15 protein-coding genes are annotated in these 15,722 nt (G+C 59.4%); all 15 read right to left on the minus strand.

The window, feature by feature from the left end:
• Positions 1-6: 6 nt before the first annotated feature.
• Positions 7-456, minus strand: coding sequence for a D-aminoacyl-tRNA deacylase (gene dtd, locus BQ5462_RS10010; RefSeq protein WP_071143161.1), 450 nt, complete (start codon positions 454-456; stop codon positions 7-9).
• Position 457: 1 nt separating this feature from the next.
• Positions 458-2,680 (minus strand): RelA/SpoT family protein, encoded by a 2,223-nt coding sequence (locus BQ5462_RS10015; protein WP_071143162.1) that lies wholly within the window; start codon positions 2,678-2,680, stop codon positions 458-460.
• A gap of 7 nt (positions 2,681-2,687) precedes the next feature.
• Positions 2,688-5,033 carry a single-stranded-DNA-specific exonuclease RecJ gene (recJ, locus tag BQ5462_RS10020; RefSeq protein ID WP_071143163.1) on the minus strand — a complete coding sequence of 782 codons (2,346 nt, stop codon included), beginning with the start codon at positions 5,031-5,033 and terminating at the stop codon, positions 2,688-2,690.
• Between the two features lie 9 nt (positions 5,034-5,042).
• Complete coding sequence (locus BQ5462_RS10025) at positions 5,043-5,429, minus strand: lipopolysaccharide assembly protein LapA domain-containing protein (protein WP_071143164.1); 387 nt, start codon at positions 5,427-5,429, stop codon at positions 5,043-5,045.
• A gap of 195 nt (positions 5,430-5,624) precedes the next feature.
• Positions 5,625-6,572 carry a D-2-hydroxyacid dehydrogenase gene (locus tag BQ5462_RS10030; protein ID WP_071143165.1) on the minus strand — a complete coding sequence of 316 codons (948 nt, stop codon included), beginning with the start codon at positions 6,570-6,572 and terminating at the stop codon, positions 5,625-5,627.
• A gap of 346 nt (positions 6,573-6,918) precedes the next feature.
• A complete protein-coding gene (gene secF / locus BQ5462_RS10035; RefSeq protein ID WP_071143166.1) occupies positions 6,919-7,803 on the minus strand; it encodes a protein translocase subunit SecF in 885 nt (294 codons plus the stop codon).
• Entirely contained in the window at positions 7,800-9,047 is a 1,248-nt protein-coding gene (secD, locus tag BQ5462_RS10040; protein WP_071143167.1) for a protein translocase subunit SecD, read from the minus strand. Before secD ends, secF begins: the two co-directional genes overlap by 4 nt.
• Positions 9,048-9,059: 12 nt before the next feature.
• On the minus strand, positions 9,060-9,635 hold the full coding sequence (locus BQ5462_RS11190; protein WP_071143168.1) for a 5-formyltetrahydrofolate cyclo-ligase: 576 nt from the start codon (positions 9,633-9,635) through the stop codon (positions 9,060-9,062).
• Complete coding sequence (gene yajC, locus BQ5462_RS10050; protein WP_071143169.1) at positions 9,635-10,054, minus strand: preprotein translocase subunit YajC; 420 nt, start codon at positions 10,052-10,054, stop codon at positions 9,635-9,637. Before yajC ends, BQ5462_RS11190 begins: the two co-directional genes overlap by 1 nt.
• Positions 10,055-10,060: 6 nt before the next feature.
• The gene (gene tgt / locus BQ5462_RS10055) at positions 10,061-11,182 is read right to left on the minus strand and encodes a tRNA guanosine(34) transglycosylase Tgt (protein WP_071143170.1); all 1,122 of its coding nucleotides are present in this window, start codon (positions 11,180-11,182) and stop codon (positions 10,061-10,063) included.
• Between the two features lie 20 nt (positions 11,183-11,202).
• Positions 11,203-12,219 (minus strand): tRNA preQ1(34) S-adenosylmethionine ribosyltransferase-isomerase QueA, encoded by a 1,017-nt coding sequence (queA, locus tag BQ5462_RS10060; protein WP_071143171.1) that lies wholly within the window; start codon positions 12,217-12,219, stop codon positions 11,203-11,205.
• A 14-nt stretch (positions 12,220-12,233) separates the two neighbouring features.
• A complete protein-coding gene (locus BQ5462_RS10065) occupies positions 12,234-13,550 on the minus strand; it encodes a SpoIID/LytB domain-containing protein (RefSeq protein WP_071143172.1) in 1,317 nt (438 codons plus the stop codon).
• Positions 13,547-14,560, minus strand: a complete 1,014-nt coding sequence (gene ruvB, locus BQ5462_RS10070) for a Holliday junction branch migration DNA helicase RuvB (protein ID WP_071143173.1) — start codon at positions 14,558-14,560, stop codon at positions 13,547-13,549. Before ruvB ends, BQ5462_RS10065 begins: the two co-directional genes overlap by 4 nt.
• The gene (gene ruvA, locus BQ5462_RS10075) at positions 14,561-15,178 is read right to left on the minus strand and encodes a Holliday junction branch migration protein RuvA (protein ID WP_071143174.1); all 618 of its coding nucleotides are present in this window, start codon (positions 15,176-15,178) and stop codon (positions 14,561-14,563) included.
• Positions 15,175-15,672 (minus strand): crossover junction endodeoxyribonuclease RuvC, encoded by a 498-nt coding sequence (ruvC, locus tag BQ5462_RS10080; protein WP_071143175.1) that lies wholly within the window; start codon positions 15,670-15,672, stop codon positions 15,175-15,177. Before ruvC ends, ruvA begins: the two co-directional genes overlap by 4 nt.
• Positions 15,673-15,722 lie beyond the last annotated feature (50 nt).

A 15,722-nucleotide genomic window follows, 5' to 3' on the forward strand; every position in this document is an offset into this window, starting at 1 on the left:
TTCCTCCTAAAATAACTTCCGGCTGTCCAGCAGGATGGTCACCGGACCATCGTTCACCAGGCTCACTTCCATATGGGCCTGGAACTGTCCCGTTTCCACCGGGATGCCCTTCTGCCGCAGCCTGTCCGCCAGGTCCTCATACAGAGCGTCCGCCTCCTGGGGCGGCGCCGCCTGGGTGAAGGAAGGCCGTTTGCCGTGGCGTACATCCCCCAGCAGGGTGAACTGGGACACCAGCAAAATACTGCCCCCCACCTGCTGCACCGAAAGGTTCATTTTCTCATGGTCGTCTTCAAAGATCCGCAGCCCGGCCAGCTTTTCTGCCAGATAGGCCCCGTCCTTTTCCGTATCTTCCTGTTCCACGCCCAGAAGCACCATAAGCCCCGAGCCGATGGAACCTACCGTCTTTCCTTCCACGGTGACGGAGGCTTCCGTCACCCGCTGCACCACAGCCCGCATATCACACCCCCGAGACTTTCCGGTCCACCTTGTAGACCCCTTTGATGCGACGCAGCCGGCCGATGATGTAGTTCAGCTGGTCCAGGCTGGTGATGTCCAGTCCCATGTCGATGAACGCCGTCTTGTTGGGATTGGTGTGGGCGTTCAGCGCATTGATGTTCACCTTGGTCTCGCTGGTCACGGTCATGATGTTGGCCATGACGCCGGGCTGGTCTGAGGTGGTCAGCCGCAGCACCACCTTATAGGCCGTATCCGTGTCCACGTTCCAGGACACTTCGATCATCCGGTTGGGATCTTCCGTATTGGCCAGCACATTGGGGCAGTCGGCCCGATGGACACTGACCCCGTGGCCCCGGGTGATATAGCCCACAATGGGGTCGCCGGGGATGGGGTTGCAGCACTTGGCCAGCTTCACCATGATGTCGTCTTCCCCTTTGACCAGGATGCCGTGGCTGCCTTTGTGGGTCTTCACGGTCTTGGGCTTCAGCTCACTGAGCAGCTGGGACAGGTTCTTGTTGGTGTTCTTCTTCTGGGCCTTCTTGTACAGGTCCACCAGCTTCACCATCACCGAGTTCACCATCAGGCCGCCGTACCCCAGAGCCGCCAGCAGGTTCTCCACGCTGCCGTCCATATGGGTCCGGGACGCCACTTCCTTCAGGTTCTCGGTCGTGAGCATGGTATTCACGTCGTAGCCCAGGCGCCGGCATTCCCGCTCCAGCATTTCCCGGCCGTTGACGATGTTCTCTTCCCGCCGTTCCTTCTTGAAGAACTGTTTGATCTTGTTCTTGGTCTGGCTGGACCCTACAATGTTGATCCAGTCCCGGCTGGGTCCCGGCGACGTCTTGGAGGTGATGATCTCCACGATGTCCCCGTTTTTCAGATGGTAATCCAGGGGCACGATTTTACCGTTGACCTTGGCCCCCACGCAGCTGTTGCCCACCCCGGTATGCACCCGGTAGGCAAAATCGATGGGGACGGATCCCTCCGGCAGGTCCAGCACATCCCCCTGGGGCGTGAATACGAACACTTCGTCAGAGAACACGTCCATCTTGACCGTGTCCACGAATTCATGGGGATCCCGCATGTCCTTGTGCCATTCCAGCAGCTGGCGCAGCCAGGCCATCTTGGCATCCACGCTCTTGTCCGCCGCGCTGGGCATCTTGGAGCCGCCGCTTTCCTTATACCGCCAGTGGGCTGCCACACCGTATTCAGAGACCTTGTGCATCTCGAAGGTCCGGATCTGGATTTCCAGAGGCTGGCCACTGGAGGAGACCACCGTGGTATGCAGGCTCTGGTAGCCGTTGGATTTGGGGACGGCGATGTAGTCCTTGAACCGGCCCGGAATGGGTTTCCACTTGCCGTGGACGATTCCCAGTACCCCGTAGCAGTCCTTCACCGTATCCACCAGGACCCGTACGGCCAGAAGGTCGTAGATTTCGTTGATGGTCTTGTGATCCCGCTGCATCTTCTTGTAGATGCTGTAGAAGCTCTTGGGACGGCCCTGGATCTGGCAGTTGATGCCCGATTCCTCGCACAGCTTCCGCAGTTCGTCCATGGCTTCCTGGACCATGGCTTCCCGCTCGTGCCGTTTGATCTTCACCTGTTCCACCAGCTCGTAGTAATGCTGGGGTTCCATGTACCGGAAGGCCAGATCCTCCAGTTCCCATTTGATGGCGTAGATACCCAGCCGGTGAGCCAGGGGCGCATAGATCTCCAGGGTTTCGCTGGAGATCCGTTTCTGCTTGTTCACCGGCATATATTTCATGGTACGCATGTTGTGCAGCCTGTCGGCCAGTTTGATCAGCACCACCCGGATGTCCTTGGCCATGGCCAGGAACATTTTCCGGTAGTTCTCCACCTGCTGCTCTTCCCGGGAGATGTATTCGATCTTGCCCAGTTTGGTCACGCCGTCCACCAGCATGGCCACTTCCCGGCCGAAAATGTCTTCCAGCTGGTCCAGGGACACTTCGGTGTCCTCCACCACGTCATGCAGGAAGGCCGCCGCCAGGGTCACGTCGTCCATCTGGAGCTGGGCCAGGATGGAGGCCACCCCCAGGGGATGGATGATATAGGGTTCACCGGACGCCCGTTTCTGCTTGGCATGGGCTTCCGCCGCGAAGTTATAGGCTTCCCGGACGAACTCCACCTGCCGGGGAGTCAGATATTTGCTGATGCGGGCATAGAATTCCTCCGCACTGATTGGCTTGTCATCAAGCTGTTCCATGATTGAATCACCTTCCTGTCCTCCAAAGGGCAGCGATTTCCGCCGGCGTGATGAGCCAGCTTCGGTTCAGCTGCTGGAACTTTTGGTCATAAGTGGCCTGCAGTTCCTGGAACCCTTTGGATTCCTGCATATTCTTGTGTCCTGTGTCCCCCAGGGTAACCAGTTCCCGGTCCCGGGTAAACAGGTGTAACTCATAAAAGATATCAAGGACCTGCCGGCTGATCGTATACCCTTCCCGGGTGGTCCTGCCCAGCAGCTGGGCTTCCCGGCAGGCTCCCTGCTGCTGCAGCAGGTGCCGGATGGCCGCGTAACAGAAACGCATGCCCCCCAGATCCGGATAGGAACGCCGCAGGGCATCCCGCAGCGCCACCAGGTCATCCCGGTTGTAGAACAGGTACAGACGCCCGGTCTGCCGGGGATCCAGGGGAAAAGCCCCGGCCGTGAGTACCCGGTCCGCTCCGGCCCCGTAAAATATCGTGGTCCGGGTTCCCTCTGGGGCCTCCGTTCCATAGGGAAGTACAGTCGCTTCCGGGAATTTGGTCTTCAGGGGAACAGTATCCTCTACATATACTACCGTTTTTCTGTCTTTTTGTAAAATACTATTTAGTTCTGTCTCTTTATTCCGGTTTTCATGCCGCCAGTCGATGATGGTATAGGGTGCCTCCACAGCCGCCACCTCCAGGTCCACGCTGGTAATCCCCCGAAAGGTGTTCAGCCGGGGTGAAAAAGCGATGGCTCCCTGCTCGCCGGCGTAGAAAGAATGGAACTGGGGCCCTTCCTGCCACAGAAGGCCCTTGTACCGGAAACCGCCCTGGTGCAGGTCGAACCGCAGATGGTTCTGGTCCTTGCCCAGCAGCGCCACCTGTTCGATGGTGGCATGGCTGAACCCCAGCACCGGAGCCGGGTTCCCCACCCCGAAGGGTTCCAGTCTGGCCAGCTGCTGCACCGCTTCCACCGTTACCTCCCGGCCTTCCGGCACGAAATAATCCGGATGGGCAGCCGGTTCGTAGGGAACCTGGCCCAGCATATCCGCCACCACATCCTGAAAGGCCCTGCGGAAGGCATCGATGTTGGCGGTCTTGATGGTGAGCCCCGCTGCCTGGGCGTGGCCCCCGAACTGCTCCAGGTACTCCCGGCACCGGTCCAGGGCCTTGTACAGGTCCAGGGGCGGGATGCTGCGGCAGGATCCCTTGGCCATATCCCCGTTCACAGAAAGCAGGATGGAGGGCAGATGGTATTTTTCCGTCATCCGGGAAGCCACGATGCCGATCACCCCCGGGTGCCAGCCTTCCCGGCCCAGCACCAGGCCCCACTCCGGAGCGCCCTGGCGGGCCAGTTCCTGTTCCGCTTCCTCAAAGATCTTCTGGCTCAGAGCCTGTCGTTCCTGGTTGGCACTGTTCAGCTGGCTGGCCAGGTCGTGGGCCCGGGCCGGATCCTCTGTGGTCAGCAGCTGTACGGCCACCATGGCATCGTCCAGCCGGCCGGCCGCATTGATCCGGGGACCCAGGCCAAAGCCGATGGTCCCGCTGTTGATGGCAGCTCCGGGGGCTACCGTGACCCCGATCAGGGCCTGGAGGCCGCACAGGGACGTATGGGGCATTTTGGCCAGTCCCTTGCGCACGATTTCCCGGTTCTCATCCCGGAGAGGCACCATGTCGGCCACCGTACCCAGGGCGACCAGTTCGATCAGATCGTCCCAGAAGGCATCCGTATGATGCAGTTTCTGGTACAGGGCCTGGCACAGTTTAAAGGCCACTCCCACCCCGGCGATCCCCTTGAAAGGATACGTGTCTCCGGGCTGGTTGGGATTCACCACCGCCAGTGCTGCAGGCAGCTGCCGGGGCGCCAGATGGTGGTCAGTGATGATGATGTCCAGGTCCTTCGGAGCCTGGTCCACCACCGGGGCGCCGCTGATGCCCGTATCCACGGTGATCAGGAGCCGGGTTCCCTTTCGGGCCAGTTTCTCCAGGGCCGGACCGTTCAGGCCGTAGCCCTCCGTATCCCGCCGGGGTACATACACATCCACGGAAGCACCCTGGGCTTTCAGAAACAAATACAGCAGGGAGCTGGCCGATGTACCATCCACGTCGTAATCCCCGTAAATGGTCATGGGTTCCCCCTGCTGCAGGGCCTGGCAGATCCGTGCCACCGCCTTGTCCATATCCTTCAGCAGGAACGGATCATAGTACGGCTGTGGCTTCCCTTCCAGGAATTCTTCGATTTGCTGTTTTTCGGTAAGATGCCGCCGGACCAGGATGCCGGTCACCAGAGGGGGCAGGCCCAGCTCGGTGCTGAGCCGCTCGATGGTGGCCTGGTCCTCGTCCGTCAGCGGTGTGATTTTATGGTAGATCATGGGTTTCCTTTATTCTTTGGGACGGAACGGCCGGATGATGGGATCTTTGTCCTCTTTCAGGGGCTTCCCGCTTTTAGAAGCATAACCGCCGGTGCGGGGTGCCCGGGGAATGGGAGGGGTGCGCCGGGTTTCTTCCTTTTCCCATTGGGCTTTTTCCGCTTCCAGGTCCCGCAGCTGGTTCTTCAGTTTTCGGTCCTTCATATAGTGGCCGGCCTTGATTTTCAGGGTCCAGAGGCTGGCCATGATAAAGCCCAGCAGCAGACAGCCCAGGATGATCAGGACCAGGCTCAGGGAAAAATGCCAGACCAGGAAGCTGACTTCCACCGGAATGGCATTCTGGATGGCAAAGATGGCGATGAACAGGGCGATGAGGCCCATCAGGATTGCATACAACATGGGGTTCCACTTCCTTTCCGTCCGATTGCGTGATTCATCATTATATCGCATTTTGTGGGAACAGTCACTAGCAACAGCCCGTTGTGTCCCTCTGAAAGGGGAAAGGCCCGCCTGGCAGGCAGGGTGTCTCGCATCCGGTGTGAAACCGATCCACCGTCCATAGGGACGGTCCCCCTTCCCTTTCAGGGAAGGACATTACCGGCTCTTCCTGTACCCCGTCTTCCGGTCCACCGGGTTGTCCAGCGGTTCCCCTGCCAGGTAATGCTTCAGGTTGGTGGCAGCGATGTTCACCACGTTGTCCCAGGTCCTGGCCAGATGATGATCGCCACTGATGTGGGGGGTGATCACCAGGTTGGGCGTATCCCACAGCGGGTCTTCCGCCGGCAGGGGTTCCGGATCCGTCACGTCCAGAGCCGCTCCGGAAAGGTGGCCGTTCCGCAGCGCCTGACGCAGGTCGTCCTGCACCACGGCATTGCCCCGGCCGCAGTTGATGAACCAGGCACCGGGCTTCATGGCCGCAAACACCCGGGCATCGTACAGGTGGGTAGTCTCCGGCGTACCGGGCAGCACACTGGCCACCACATCCGCCCGGGGAAGGAGCCCGGGCAGGTCCTCCAGGGTCCCCATTTCGTCCGCTTCTGCAGGCACAGCTCCCCGATGGCGCCGGATGCCGATCACATGGGCCCCCAGCAGTTTGCACAGCCGTCCGAAGGCCCGGCCGATGTTGCCGAAACCCACCACCACCACGGTGGCATCCTCCAAGCTGGTAACCGTCCCCTCGTCCTTCCACTGGTGAGCCTTCTGGTTATCATGGTACAGATACAATTTTTTCATCATGGCCAGCAGCAGGGCCAGCATATGTTCAGAAAGAGCCTGGCCATAGGCACCGGTGCTGTTGGTCAGCTGCACCCGTTCCGGCAGGATGCCCGGCTTGCAGTAGGCATCGGCCCCGGCGGAATTCAGCTGCAGCCATTTCAGGTTCCGGCAGCGGCCCAGAAGTTCCGGCTGCACATTGCCCAGGATCACCTCGGCTTCCGCCAGCTTTTCCGGGTCCCTTCCATAATAGAAATCCGCCTGGGGCGCAGCCGCCTCCAGGATCTTTTGATCCGATTCCCGCACAAACATGGGGACAGCGATTTTCATAGTAGTACCACCTTTCGGGAAAATGTTCTAAAAATCCATTTTTATTGTACAGGAAAGAGAGGACGGACGCAAGGGGAAGGAGGGAGGAGGGAGGGGGTAAGTGGATAGTGGTTAGTGGATAGTGGGTAGTGGGTAGTGGGTAAGTGAGTAAGTGGCCAAGTGGCTAGGTGGATGGTTGGGGAGATTCGTAGGGACGACCCGTCAGGGGCGTCCGTTCCCAGGTCTGCAAGCGGCGGATGGCTGCCTTGGTCTGCGTGCAAAAAAGTCCTTTCCCAGCCACTCCCCACTACCCACCAGCCACTGAAAAAGGGAGGCTGTGATTTTTTCACAGCCTCCCTTTTTCAATTTACTTTCTCCCCAGTTTCTTCCGGAAGAACAGCCACATGCTGCCTGCCAGGAAGGTGGACGTATAGAACCCGCTGCAGAAGCCTACCAGCATGGCAAAGGAGAAGTTGTGGATGGTCTCCCCGCCGAACAGGAAAATGGCCACTACGGCGAACAGGGTGGTCAGCGTGGTGTACACGCTCCGGGTCATGGTCTGCCAGATGCTGGCATCCACCAGATCCCCCATGCTCTCGCTGCGCCGATGGGTATGCAGGTTTTCCCGGATCCGGTCGAACACCACGATAGTGCCGTTGACAGAATACCCTACCACGGTCAGCAGCGCCGCCACAAAGGAAGAATCGATCTCCAGATGGAGCACCGAGAACCAGGTCAGGGTCACCAGCACGTCGATGATCAGTGCAACGATGGCCGCCAGGGCGAACCGCAGCTCGAACCGGATGGTGATGTAGATGATCATGAGCACCCAGCTCAGGACCACAGCGCCTACAGCGCTCTTCACCAGATCCTTGCCCACGGTGGCGCCTACGTTTTCCACCCGCAGCACCTCGTTCTGGCCCAGCTTGTCAGTCATGTCCTTCATGACTTCCACCCGCTGGCTGTCAGAGATCAGCCCGGTCCGGATCAGCACCGATTCGCTGCTTTCCACCTGCTGGTCACTGCTTCCCAGCTGGATGATGCTGTTGCCCAGATCATGGCTGGTCAAAACGCTCCGCACCTGGGATACCGTCACCGGCTGGGCGAACTTCACATCCAGGATGCTGCCGCCGGTAAAGTCGATGCCCAGGTTGAACCCCCGGGTAAACATGGATACGATCCCCACGATCAGGACAATGGCCGTAATGGAAAAGAAGATCTTGGCATGTTGTACAATGGAGAACTTTTTCATCGTGCCGCCTCCTCTTTTTCCTTTTTGTGATCCAGGCCCCGCACCCCATACCAGGCAGGGTTCGTAACGAGCCGGCTGCCAATCAGGGCGCTGAGGATGAATTTCGTTACCGTGACAGCGGTGAACATACTGATCAGTACGCCCAGGGCCAATGTCACGGCGAACCCTTTGATGGGTCCGGTTCCCAGATAGAACAGCACCGCAGCCGCTATCAGGGTAGTCACGTTGGAGTCCAGGATGGTGGTGAAAGCCCGGGAGAAGCCGGAACTGACCGCCGCCCGCAGGGTCTTGCCCGCTTTGACTTCTTCCTTGAACCGTTCAAAGATCAGCACGTTGGCATCCACGGCCATCCCGATGGACAGGATGATCCCGGCGATGCCCGGCAGGGTCAGGGTGGCATTCAGCCCCTTCATCACCGCCAGCAGCAGCAGGGTGTACAGCAGCAGCACGATATCGGCCACCAGCCCGCTCAGGCGGTAGTACAGCAGCATGAACAGGAATACCCCGGCCAGCCCGATGGCGAAAGCCTTCACGCTGGCGTCCTTGGCATCCTGGCCCAGGGTGGGTCCCACCGTCCGGTTCTCCACCACTTCCAGCTTCACAGGCAGAGAGCCGCTGCGCAGCAGAATGGCCAGATGTTCAGCTTCCTTGGCATCCTTGGAACCGGTGATCTGGGCGTTGCCGCCGGTGATGGCTTCATTCACCCGGGGAGCAGTCAGTACCTGGCCGTCCAGCAGGATGGCGATCTGTCTGCCCACGTTCCGGGCGGTCATGTCGGCGAATTTTTTCGCCCCTTCTTCGTTGAATTTCAGGGTGACCACAGGGTTGCCGCTCTGGTCGGCACTGGCCTTGGAATCCTGCAGGTCCTTACCGGTCAGCCCGGTGTTGCCATCCATGTCCTTGAATTCCAGCATGGCGGTCTTGCCCAGCATGGCAATGGCCTTTTCCGGATCCTTGACACCCGGCAGTTCCACAATGATCTTATCCTTGCCCTGGCGCTGGATCACCGGTTCCGTCAGGCCCAGTTCGTTGACCCGGCGTTCGATGATCTGGATGGAGCGGTTGATGGCATCGTCATCCACTTTGGCTTCTTCCGTGGGCTGTGCCTGCAGCACCACATGGGTACCTCCCTGCAGGTCCAGGCCCTGTTTGACCGTACTGGCCAGCGGCTTGATGAATACGGCAAACGCAATGATGATGGCCAGCACTGAAACCAGCAGCTTGACCCGATTTTTAGCCTCCAAAATGATTCCTCCTCATTTTCCGTTGGTCTTGCATACCCGCAAGCCTTTTTCAGTACACAAGTAACGGACTTTTGCATCATGGGCATTGGTGGGCAGTTCTTTCTGCACCTGTACCTCATACCCGATTGCCATGGGAACCGCTTTGGTGCACCGTGGCAGGAAGCGATCGTAGTAGCCGGCGCCCCGGCCCAGCCGTTCACCGGCCGGTGTGAAGCCCAGCCCCGGGGTCAGCACCAGGTCGATCTCCTCCGGTGCCACCGCTTCCACAGGTTCCTGGGGCGTCCGGATGCCGTACCGGTCCCGTCCCAGCTTCTTCAATGTAACCAGCCGGGCCGCCTGCATCTCTCCCGGTCCCTCCAGGATCTGGGGCACGCAGACGGTCTTGCCCATGTTGAGAGCCGTCTGGAGGGACTGGTCGATATTCACTTCCCCGGGTTCTCCCAGGTAGCCCATAATGACCTTTCCTTCCAGGAACAGCCGGCTGTTCACGATGTGGCTGTTGATTTCCCGGTTGAATTTATGGATTTCCCGCTGGTTCAGGCGCTTGATCCGCTCCCTGATTTCCAGCCGGACCGCTTTCTTGTCCATTATTTCCCTTCCCCGGTCCCTTCTTCGGGTCTGGCTTCTTCAGCCGCTGCTTCTGCAGGGGCTGCAGCCGGCTGTTCCGGTTCTGCCTTGACGGTTTCCTTCACCGGTTCCTTCTTTTCTTCTTTCTTTTCGTCCGGTTTGCTGCCATGGTCGAACGCCGTGGTTACAACACCGCCCACCGCGCTTTTCCGGATGTGGATTTCCACTCCTTTGGCCACTTTGATGCGGATCCGGTCGTCCTGCACCTTGGTGATGGTGCCGAAAATGCCACCGATGGTGACGATATTCGTCCCGATCTTCAGGGAATCCAGCATTTCGCTTCGTTTCTTCTGATCCCGTTTCTGGGGACGGTAGATCATCACATAGAAGATCACACCCATCAGGATAAAGGGCCAGGCCATTTGAAGCAAGTTTTCCATCTGCAATTACCTCCTGTTTGTCTCATAGTTGGCTAAGAACGCCGCCCGGAATTCGGGGAACGTATCAGTAGCAATGGCATTTCTCATATCCTCTGCAAATTTTAGCAGAAAATGGAGATTATGTATAGATAACAGCCGCAGTGCCAGGATTTCCTCCGCCTTGAACAGGTGGCGGATGTACGCCCGGCTGAAGTGCCGGCAGGTGTAGCAGTCGCAGTGCTCATCGATGGGACGCCAGTCTTCGGCGTACTGGGCATTGCGTACCACCAGCCGTCCCGTGGGAATCATGGCGGTACCGTTCCGGGCCACCCGGGTGGGATACACACAGTCGAACATATCCACGCCCAGGTTCACCCCTTCCACCAGACAGTCAGGGGTCCCCACCCCCATCAGGTAGCGGGCCTTGTCTTTGGGCATGTGCTGTGTGGTCTTGTCCAGGATGTCGTACATCAGGGGATGGGGTTCCCCTACGGACAGTCCGCCGATGGCGAACCCGGCGAAATCCATGGAAGTGATAGCCTTGGCGCTGTATTCCCGCAAGTCCGGGTACATCCCGCCCTGGATGATGCCGAACAGGCCCTGGTCCTCCCGGGTCTTGGCCTCCAGGCAGCGTTTGGCCCAGCGGGTGGTCCGTTCCGTGGACTGCTTGGCATAGGCGTGATCCGCCGGATACGGGATGCATTCATCGAAGGCCATGATGATATCCGCGCCCAGGTCCTCCTGGGCCTTTGTGGCCACTTCCGGATTCAGGAACTGCTTCGAGCCGTCCAGATGGGACCGGAACATGACCCCCTCCTCGGTGATCTTGCGCATCTCTCCCAGGCTGAACACCTGGAAGCCGCCGCTGTCGGTGAGCATCCCCCGCTTGTAGTTCATGAACTTGTGCAGGCCCCCGGCCTTGCGGATCAGCTCCGTGCCCGGCCGCAGGAACAGGTGATACGTGTTGGACAGGATCACCTGGGAATGCATGTCATACAGCTCCTCCGGGGTCAGGGTCTTCACCGTGGCCTGGGTCCCCACCGGCATGAACATAGGGGTGTCGAAGGTCCCGTGGGGGGTGTGCAGCTTGCCCAGCCGCGCCCCGCTCCGGGGATCTTCCTTGATGAGTTCGAAATAGACCGATTGCATAACCTCTCCTCTTTATGGAATCAATGGATGAACATGGCGTCGCCGAAGCTGAAGAACCGGTACTTGTTCTCCACGGCCACCTGATAGGCATGGAGGATCTTCTCCCGGCTGGACAGGGCGGACACCAGCATCACCAGCGTACTCTGGGGCAGGTGGAAGTTGGTCACCAGGGCATCCACGAACTTGAACTGGTAGCCCGGATAGATAAAGATTTCCGTCCAGTTGCCACCGGCTTTCATGACGCCGCTGGCCCCGGCGCTCTCCAGGGTCCGCACACTGGTGGTGCCCACGGCAATGATCCGCCGTCCTTCCCGCTTGGCCTTGTTGATGGCGTCCGCGGCTTCCTGGGATACGGTGTAGAATTCCCGGTGCATCTTGTGATCTTCCACCTTGCTCTCATTGACCGGACGGAACGTGCCCAGCCCCACATGCAGGGTGACGAACACTTCCTCCACGCCCATGTCCTTGATCTTTTTCAGCAGCTCTTTCGTGAAGTGCAGGCCGGCGGTCGGTGCCGCAGCGCTGCCCCGTTCCCGGTTGTACACCGTCTGGTACCGTTCCTTGTCCTTCAGTTTTTCGTGGATATAGGGCGGCAGAGGGGTTTCGCCCAGCCGGTCCAGGATTTCCTCGAAAATGCCGTCGTAATGGAACCGGGCGATCCGGCCCCCGAAATCGGTGGTATCCAGGATCTCGCAGCTCAGTTCATCGCTGAACTTGATCTGGGCACCCTTCTGCAGTTTCTTCCCCGGCTTCACCAGCACTTCCCAGTCCGTGGCGTTCTTCCGGGTCAGCAGGAACACTTCCACATGGGCCCCGGTGGTCTTGAACCCGTGGAGACGGGCCGGGATCACCCGGGTATCGTTGAACACCAGCAGGTCGCCGGGTTTCAGGTATTCCGGCAGATTGTAGAAATGCCGGTGCTCCAGTTCTCCGGTATTCTTGTCCATGACCAGCAGCCGGGAAGAATCCCGGGGTTCCACCGGCGTCTGGGCGATCAGCTCCTTGGGCAGATCATAATCAAAATCTGTTACATCCATGGTTCTTAACTCCTCTAATATACCTTTTTGATTTTTACACCCTGGTAGTAATGGGCCAGGATGGTCTTATAATAGTCGCGTTTGCCTTTAGCTGCCCTGCTGAGGGCCATGCCTCGGGCGCCCCACTGGCTGAGCCCCACGCCGTGGCCCCAGCCGTTTCCGGTGAACGTCACCTTTTCCCCGTCCACTCCTGTGAACAGGTGCAGATCCCCAACGGACGCAGAATCGGTGCCACCCTTTTCGTTGATGGGGATGGTCTTTTTGCCCACCGGGTAGCCGTAGCCATTGGTGATGGTCACATCCAGTTCTTTGGGCCGTTCCAGTCCGATGCTCACATCGAACAGGGTGCTGTCCAGGGCCAGCAGGCTCCGCACCTGGCTGCCCGTCAGGGTCAGGCTCTTTTTGGAGCCCACGAAGGTCAGCCGCTTCACCCGCCCGGAAACACCCCGGTCAGGGGTATAGGCCATGGGGGCTGCCGTACGGGCGGAAAGCCGGATGCCCTGCAGGTCGCCCAGCTGGTAGCCTCCCTGGCTCAAAAGCCGGGTGAGCTGCACCCGGGTCAGGCTCTTCGTCCAGGCATAGCGGGGAGAATCCTGGTCGTAATCCTTCACGGCCTGCAAATAGGGAATGTCTTTGCCCCACACGGCACTGGCCGCTTCCGTATAGCCGCCCCCGCTGCTGTGGAACACCGCCTGGATGGGCGCCCCATCGTACAGAGCGGCCATGCCGCAGGTGGCATCCACCAGCTTCGTGGTGTTGGCGTTCTCTCCTTCGATGCCACCGTACACCTGACCCATTTCATTGGCCCGGATGTCGAAGTTGGCATACTTGGGGTTGTCCATCGAATATAAGGCGAAGGAACGGGCCGCCACAGCCTGGGCCTTGATGGCTTCGTCAGGCCACAGAGGCAGCACTTCCCGGGCCACCACCCCGTACAGGTACTGCTCCAGGGGAAGGGAATTCACCACGTTCAGGTTCTTCTTTCCGCTGTTCAGCAGCACCGTCAGGGCGCCCCGGTACTTTTTCCGGTTCACCAGAACCGGATTCTTCGGGTCCCCTGCCAGAAGGGAAGCCGTACTGCCTGCCAGTTTCTTCTGGTCCGCATACAGACTGCCCTGCTTCACGCTCACATAATGGGTGCCCGGGGCCAACACCGTAGTCCGGCCGCTGCCGTCCACCACTTTGATTTTGCCGGTGGAACTCACCTGGGCCGAAAACTGGTCCACAGCCAGGCCCACCCGCAGTCTGGGCCCCGCAGAGCCCGCCCCCAGTGCCACCCCCTGCACCAGGAGCACCAGCACACACAGGAAAAACGCCAGACCCTTCCTCATTTTCCCTGCTCCTCCGGATAGGGTACCCCCAGATACCGATAGGCTGCCAGGGTGGCCTGCCGTCCTTTCGGGGTCCGCTGGAGCATGCCCAGCTGCATCAGATAGGGTTCATAGACATCTTCCAGGGTCTCCGCTTCTTCGTTCAGGGAGGCGGCCAGCGTATCCACACCCACAGGCCGGCCCCCGAAATCCTTCACCAGCTTCTTCAGCAGGCGACGGTCGTTCTGGTCCAGACCCAGGTCGTCGATTTCCAGTCGTTCCATGGCCCGCCGGCATACATCCCGGGTGATGGTATCACACCCTGCCACTTCGGCAAAGTCCCGTACCCGTTTCAGCAGCCGGTTGGCCACCCGGGGCGTACCCCGGCTGCGGCGGCCGATTTCATAGGCTCCCTCCGGCTCGATGGTCACCTTCAGGATTTCTGCCGCCCGCTGCACGATGATCTGCAGTTCCTCCGGATTGTAGAATTCCAGATGGCAGATGACGCCGAACCGATCCCGCAAAGGTGCCGCAATGGAACCCATGCGGGTGGTGGCTCCGATCAGGGTGAACCGGGGCAGATCCAGCCGTACACTGCGGGCCGCCGGCCCCTTGCCGATGATGATGTCCAGGGCGTAATCTTCCATGGCCGAATAGAGGATTTCCTCCACGGTCTTGGGCAGCCGGTGGATTTCATCGATGAACAGCACATCGCTGTCGCTCAGGTTGGTCAGGATGGCCGCCAGGTCCCCCTGCCGTTCCAGGGCCGGACCGCTGGTGATCCGGATGTTCACATTCAGTTCATTGGCGATGATGTTGGCCAGGGTGGTCTTCCCCAGACCAGGCGGTCCGTACAGGAGGACGTGATCCAGGGCTTCTTTCCGTTTCAGGGCCGCCTGGATGAACACCTCCATATTCTTCTTCACTTTGCTCTGGCCGATGTATTCCGCCAGCCGCCGGGGGCGCAGGCTGTACTGCCAGCCGTCCTGGGCCTGCTCCGGCCCGGCGATCACACGATTGGTATCTTCCATTTAACCCCTCCGATACAGCATCTTCAAAGCTTCGTCCAGCAGCTGTTCCACCGTGCTTTCCGGTTTCACAGGGAGCCGTTTCAGGACGGCATCGATTTCGTCCCGTCTGAAGCCCAGGGACGCCAGCCCTTCCGCCACAGCCCCCAGGGTGGTGGTGTCATCGTCCAGGTCATTTTCATTGAAGGAAACCTCATTCCCATCCTCGTCCTGGAGCCCTTCCGGCGCCACCATATCCTTCAGTTCCAGAAGAAGCCGTTCCGCTGTTTTTTTGCCGATACCCGGCAGCTTGGTAAGGAATTTCACATCCCGGTTCTTCACTGCCAGATAGAAGCTGTCCACTTTGGACGCCGACAGGATGCCCTGGGCCATCTTGGGCCCGATGCCGCTCACCGTGATCAGCTGGGTAAACAGGCTGTAGGCATCATAGGAAAGGAAGCCGAACAGCTGCAGGGCATCTTCCCGTACTGACAGATACGTATAGACCTTCACCTTCTGGTCCACCTGCAGCCGGGCCAGGTCACCGGTGTTCATGAAAATCCGGTACCCTACCCCGCCAGTGTCCACCAGGATGAAATTCGTTCCCATATGGTCGATCCGGCCGGTAATGAATCCGATCATCGCATTCTCTCCCGCAGTTCCTGTTCCCGGATGAAGTTCAGCCCTGTAATCCCGATGGCCAGGGCATCGGCCACGTCATCCGGTTTGGGTTTTTCCTGGATATGGAGCAGCTTCTGCACCATATAGGTCACCTGGTTCTTGTCCGCACGCCCGGTGCCGGTGATGGCCTGTTTCACCTGGATGGGCGTATAGCCGTAGACCGGCAGGCCCGCATTGGCCGCCGTCAGCAGGATGATGCCCCGGGCCTCTCCCACGGCAATGGCCGTGGTCACGTTCCGGTTGAAGAACAGCTTTTCCACGCTCATGAAATCCGGTTTGTATTCCGCAATGAGTGCCGTCAGTTCCTCATAGATCTTCTTCAGCCGCAGCTCCGGCAGCATATCCTTGTCCGTAAAGACCGCCCCGTAATGGACGGGAATCAGCCGGCTCCGTTCCAGGCGCACCAGTCCGTAGCCGCAGATTGCCGTACCCGGGTCGATTCCCAATGCCAGCATGTGCAATTCCCCTCTCTCATGGTTAAAAAAGCCGGCCCCCGGGGAAAGAA

The sequence above is a fragment of the Acidaminococcus timonensis genome (assembly GCF_900106585.1).
Classification (GTDB): Bacteria; Bacillota; Negativicutes; order Acidaminococcales; family Acidaminococcaceae; genus Acidaminococcus; species Acidaminococcus timonensis.

What these genes read in the sequence shown, in the direction of transcription:
- dtd (WP_071143161.1), bottom strand. Translation starts at nt 456, where the DNA reads ATGCGGGCTGTGGTGCAGCGGGTGACGGAAGCCTCCGTCACCGTGGAA.
- BQ5462_RS10015 (WP_071143162.1), bottom strand. Translation starts at nt 2,680, where the DNA reads ATGGAACAGCTTGATGACAAGCCAATCAGTGCGGAGGAATTCTATGCC.
- recJ (WP_071143163.1), bottom strand. Translation starts at nt 5,033, where the DNA reads ATGATCTACCATAAAATCACACCGCTGACGGACGAGGACCAGGCCACC.
- BQ5462_RS10025 (WP_071143164.1), bottom strand. Translation starts at nt 5,429, where the DNA reads ATGTTGTATGCAATCCTGATGGGCCTCATCGCCCTGTTCATCGCCATC.
- BQ5462_RS10030 (WP_071143165.1), bottom strand. Translation starts at nt 6,572, where the DNA reads ATGAAAATCGCTGTCCCCATGTTTGTGCGGGAATCGGATCAAAAGATC.
- secF (WP_071143166.1), bottom strand. Translation starts at nt 7,803, where the DNA reads ATGAAAAAGTTCTCCATTGTACAACATGCCAAGATCTTCTTTTCCATT.
- BQ5462_RS11190 (WP_071143168.1), bottom strand. Translation starts at nt 9,635, where the DNA reads ATGGACAAGAAAGCGGTCCGGCTGGAAATCAGGGAGCGGATCAAGCGC.
- yajC (WP_071143169.1), bottom strand. Translation starts at nt 10,054, where the DNA reads ATGGAAAACTTGCTTCAAATGGCCTGGCCCTTTATCCTGATGGGTGTG.
- tgt (WP_071143170.1), bottom strand. Translation starts at nt 11,182, where the DNA reads ATGCAATCGGTCTATTTCGAACTCATCAAGGAAGATCCCCGGAGCGGG.
- queA (WP_071143171.1), bottom strand. Translation starts at nt 12,219, where the DNA reads ATGGATGTAACAGATTTTGATTATGATCTGCCCAAGGAGCTGATCGCC.
- BQ5462_RS10065 (WP_071143172.1), bottom strand. Translation starts at nt 13,550, where the DNA reads ATGAGGAAGGGTCTGGCGTTTTTCCTGTGTGTGCTGGTGCTCCTGGTG.
- ruvB (WP_071143173.1), bottom strand. Translation starts at nt 14,560, where the DNA reads ATGGAAGATACCAATCGTGTGATCGCCGGGCCGGAGCAGGCCCAGGAC.
- ruvA (WP_071143174.1), bottom strand. Translation starts at nt 15,178, where the DNA reads ATGATCGGATTCATTACCGGCCGGATCGACCATATGGGAACGAATTTC.
- ruvC (WP_071143175.1), bottom strand. Translation starts at nt 15,672, where the DNA reads ATGCTGGCATTGGGAATCGACCCGGGTACGGCAATCTGCGGCTACGGA.